This is a genomic window from Pricia sp., assembly GCF_041745955.1.
Lineage (GTDB): Bacteria > Bacteroidota > Bacteroidia > Flavobacteriales > Flavobacteriaceae > Pricia.
On sequence record NZ_JBGTHY010000230.1, the window covers coordinates 1 to 4,510 of the forward strand.

5 protein-coding genes are annotated in these 4,510 nt (G+C 43.5%); 3 read left to right on the plus strand and 2 right to left on the minus strand.

The annotated features are described in order from the left end of the window. Positions 1-1,475: carboxypeptidase-like regulatory domain-containing protein (locus ACEW8S_RS08420; protein ID WP_373517716.1), on the minus strand; the 1,475-nt coding region annotated here is incomplete at its 3' end. A gap of 532 nt (positions 1,476-2,007) precedes the next feature. Here ACEW8S_RS08420 and ACEW8S_RS08425 point away from each other — a divergent pair. From ACEW8S_RS08425 to ACEW8S_RS08435, 3 genes are all read left to right on the plus strand, one after another. Next, positions 2,008-2,361: a DUF6686 family protein gene (locus ACEW8S_RS08425; RefSeq protein ID WP_373517717.1), complete on the plus strand. Its 354-nt coding sequence runs from the start codon at positions 2,008-2,010 to the stop codon at positions 2,359-2,361. 284 nt (positions 2,362-2,645) lie between these two features. Beyond that, the gene (locus tag ACEW8S_RS08430; RefSeq protein ID WP_373517718.1) at positions 2,646-3,002 is read left to right on the plus strand and encodes a hypothetical protein; all 357 of its coding nucleotides are present in this window, start codon (positions 2,646-2,648) and stop codon (positions 3,000-3,002) included. Positions 3,003-3,032: 30 nt separating this feature from the next. After that, on the plus strand, positions 3,033-3,698 hold the full coding sequence (locus ACEW8S_RS08435; RefSeq protein ID WP_373517719.1) for a class I SAM-dependent methyltransferase: 666 nt from the start codon (positions 3,033-3,035) through the stop codon (positions 3,696-3,698). 112 nt (positions 3,699-3,810) lie between these two features. Here the strand turns inward: ACEW8S_RS08435 and ACEW8S_RS08440 are convergent. Continuing rightward, a partial coding sequence (locus ACEW8S_RS08440; protein ID WP_373517720.1) for a tyrosine-type recombinase/integrase occupies positions 3,811-4,510 on the minus strand: 700 nt, incomplete at its 5' end.

Genomic DNA, 4,510 nt, shown 5'->3' on the forward strand with positions numbered 1-4,510 from the left:
ACGTTGGGAACGGGGTTCCCGTTTTCGTCCCTTACATAATCGGGGAAGTCCTCCGGATCGGTCGATGAACCTCCGCCCTGCTGGAAATAGCCCTGGGCGAACGACTGTGCATTGCCCACGGGCTGCCTTTGCTCGTTGTAATCGAACCCTGCCACTATCTTATGCTCCAGGGCCCCGGTTTTCGGTTGGTAAACGAAATAGCTGGAAAGATTGTCCGCAATGAACTGCTGTTGTCGCGTTATTACCTGCATCCCCATCAACGTCGGTAAGGGCTCACCATTGCCATTTATGGCGAACTGGTTCGAGGTACGGTGCTCCTCCAGGTCTTCTTCGAACATGTACCGCATGTAGGAGGCATTGAAGGACAGTCTGTCCGAAAATTGGTGGTTCAGGGACAGCGTGGAATAGGCCACGTCCGTTTTTTGAAAATCGCTGGTCTGGCCAATGGCAAAGGAAATGGGGGTCGAATTCAGGTCCGTGCCGGCCGTCGCCCCGAAGATGGGCTGGCCACGGTCTAGCTTTCCATCAAAATCGGTAATGACCAGATCAAAATTGATACGGGTCCTGTCCGTGGGCAAAAAAGAGATGGACGGGGCGATGACATAGGACTTGAATTCCTGCAGGTCCCTAAAGCTATCGGAGTTTTCATAGGCAAGGTTCAGACGGTACAGCAACGTCTCCTTCTCGTTCACGGGTCCCGTGAAATCCGCCGTGGTGCGCAGGGTGTTGAAGCTGCCCACAGTGAAGTTGATGGCCTTGCGGTCCTCGGTCAAGGGCTTCTTGGTCACCCGGTTCATGATCCCCCCCGGAATGGAATTCCCGAACATGGCAGAGGCAGGGCCCTTGATGACCTCTACCCTTTCTATATTCGCCAAAAGCGGCTCGGGACCGAAAAGACCGATTACCCGCAGCCCGTTGATATAGGTGTCCCCGGAGCGGAAGCCCCTAAAGCTAAAATCGTCATAGTAGGAGAACTGGTTGACCCCGCTGATGTTCTTGACCACGTCGTTCACGCGAAAGGCCTGCTGGTCGGCAAAGACCTCCTTTGTAACGTAGCTGACCGCCTGGGGGATGTCCTTGATGGCCGTGGCCGTTTTGGTGGCCGCAAAGGTGATATCGTTTTTATAGGATTTTTCCCGTCTGCCGATAATCTCCACTTCCTGTAATTGTTCGCTGGCGGGAGAAAGGACAAAATCCACGGTCAGGATATCCTGACCGGAAACATTGACCTTTTTGTTCTGTGATCTATATCCTAGAAAGGTAACCTCAAAGGAGTAATTTCCTTCGTTTACATCTTTGACGGTATAGTTCCCATCAAAATCGGTGGTTGTCCCTTTGGTATCAGTAAGCCTTACTGTAGCTCCGAATAAGGGTTCATCGTTTTCATCGGCAACAGTACCTTGTATGATCGTTTGGGCAAAGACCATGGTACTTGACAAAAGTAGAAAAAGTGAAATAGTCAGCATATTCTTCATTTTCAAAAATTTAATCGGTTATAAAATCATTTTCTGTTATACGTCCAAAAAGCCTGAAAAAAGAACCGGACACCCCGAAGAGCATCCGGCACTCCAACTAACTCAAACATAAATCGGTTTATCCGGAGCAGGAACATCTTTTCCCCCAGTTCTTTCAACCGCTTGATTTTAATGGAATCTGCAGGCCTTTGCTACGTACTACCTTTCGAAAAAGCGAAAAAGAAAAGTATCCCTTTGAAAACCCGTAGAGTAATTAATTTTATTTAGAACGTTTCTTAATAGACCTCAAATATATAAGTTATTTTTATTCAATCTAAATAAAATCTACTATTTTTGTTGACGAACTTTAAAAATCAAAACATCATTGTTCTGCGAACAAAAGCTCCATTTCTATCCTGGCCGATCATGTTGATATCAATTTCCGGAGCGACCGTTTCGCCAAAATCGATGGCCAAGGCGATTGAAAATGTACTGCAATCGTTTGCCGTTCTACAGAGTGAAAAAGTATTCGGGAATCCGTAAAACAAAATAAATGTGCCATCAGATCAATACGTTATCCAAAAACGAATGTGGCCAGCTCGCCCATTGTGCAAGCTGTGATGTGTACCACCTTTATTTCAACAATATCTATCTGGAATTTACCAATAGGGAACTGAAGGCCTTTCAACACTTCGTTTCCGAAATCGTCGTGGACTATTGGGAATCGTGCTGTCAAAGGGCACTGCTCAAACGTAGGATACACATACAAACAATGCAGCAGAACTTGGCAATGGTGTTCGACCGGCAAGAATTGGAATCGTTAAAAGAACTGATTTTTGAGCGTACCAAAAAACCGGACACCCCGCTTCGGGTATGTGAAATCGAGTATAGACAATTTTTAAATTGAGAATGAGAACCATTAAATGAAGGAGATTGGCAAAATGCCATTAAAAAACTGGATAGTATTCAGACGGTATGGGAAGGAGTGACGGAGAAAGCTACAAAAAAGCAGTTGAACGAATGGAGCACATCCATAGCCGATATTTGCGCCCATAACGCCTACCATACCGGGCAAATAGTCTATATCAGAAAAAGAAATGGTTGGTGGGGGAAACCAAAGCAAGAACAATGAGATTGAATTGATGTCAGTAGGAAAACCCAAATGTGGGAGGGTTAGTAAAATCGAATGATATGAACGACATAAAAATACTTTACCAAAATGAACTTAGTATCGCCTTCTATTGGAAACGTTGTCCGGTAGACTACGACAAAAAAGTGCAGATAGTGTTCCGGGATACGGGATTGCTGCTGACCAGGGATGAACTGATACAATTTTCCGGAAATATCGAACGGGCCACCAATAGCTGTTCCCTTTGCAAGGATTGTAAAAACAAAGAATCCTGTCGTGCGCTGCTATTGGACACCCCGGCACCACAGATAAGTTTTGCCGTAAGCCATAAGGAACTTACGGCCTTGAAGGATTTGGTGAATGTTATCCTGTTTCAACTCCGGCTTGATAATTTATTGGACGGGATCGCAGACTCTTGAAAATTTTAAAATAATGGGTATATTGAAAGGATGAAAAAAGAGATAGACACAGATGAAGTTCAGGAAATAGCCGCTCAGCTGCGCTGCCCCACCGGAAAAGAAGGAATCAAAACAGCTTCCCTCTTGAACCAGGTAAATATCAACATGACACTTAGCGGTATCAACAACCTGCAGTTGGCGGCCAATGACAGGGTATTGGAGTTGGGCCACGGCAATTGTGGCCATCTCGATAAAATCCTGACCCAAGCATCGGAAATTATATACTTTGGTCTGGAAATTTCGTCGCTTATGCAATCGGAGGCTGAAAAACTGAACAAGGCCAGCGTAAAAAACAAAAGGGCATCCTTTCATACCTACGATGGTCACAAAATTCCTTTCGAAAACGATTCTTTCGACAAGATAATGACCGTAAACACTCTTTATTTCTGGGAAAGGCCCTTGTCCCTTTTGAACGAAATATACCGGGTCCTAAAACCGAAGGGAAAATGCACCATCGTTTTTGTACAAAAGAGTTTTATGGAAAATTTGCCCTTTGCCCGATATGGTTTTCAACTGTACGGTAGCAACGAAATAAAAACGTTGATGAAGCCGACCTCTTTCAAACTCATCAAAACAAAGCACAAAAAAGAACTTGTCAAGGATGACAACGAGCAATTTACCGAAAGACCGTATTCGATTGTGGTACTTGAAAAGTAGAATATAAAGTTTGCAGGGGGCGTTAATGACTTTTTCGTTTGTGGTTTCTCCAAGCTCGGTTTTGAGGGCAATCGCTATGAAATCATCGTTTAAAGAATAGAAGTAGTACGACTTAAGCCACTACCAATTCATTAGCATCGTCCAATACGGAATTATCGAAACTCTTTAGATAGATTTCCGTCGTTTTCAATGAATGATGCCCAAGGCCCTCACTAATAATTTCGGTTGATATGCCCATATTTTTGGCAATAGTCGCCCAAGAATGCCGAATATAATAGGAGGTTATCTTTTCTTCAATCCCTGCATCTTCGGCAATCTTTTTTAGCAGTTTATTTACCAATCTCCGATCGGACCTATATTTCTTGAACATTTCGACCGAACCGTCATAACCAATTGGAAAAATGAAATCATCCTCGTTTTTATCCTGTTTATAAAATTCAAGGATTTCAGCAAGCTCGCTGGTAATCCTTACTGACAGGGGGTCGCCTGTCTTACTCCGCCCATAATAAATTCGGCTTTTACCAATATCCTTAACTCTTAATTTCGCCAAATCTATAAGATTCATCCCCCTGCAATTGAACATACTTAACAGGTAATTTTTGGTATGCCAAAGATTTGAATTTTCTTCATATCGTAAATTTCTAATAGTGATAATTTTTTCCTTGGACAGTGCCTTCTTTTTGGTTCTTCCTGTCGATGGGATTTTATAGTGAAGAAAAGGACTTTTTATTGGCAAAAATTTATCCTCTTTTAAGGCACTATTATAAATGGCTCTGATTGCCCTGATATAAGCACTTATCCCATTTTTGGAG

Coding starts and splice junctions, on each gene's coding strand:
- ACEW8S_RS08435 (WP_373517719.1), top strand. CDS start 3,033: ATGAAAAAAGAGATAGACACAGATGAAGTTCAGGAAATAGCCGCTCAG.
- ACEW8S_RS08430 (WP_373517718.1), top strand. CDS start 2,646: ATGAACGACATAAAAATACTTTACCAAAATGAACTTAGTATCGCCTTC.
- ACEW8S_RS08425 (WP_373517717.1), top strand. CDS start 2,008: ATGTGCCATCAGATCAATACGTTATCCAAAAACGAATGTGGCCAGCTC.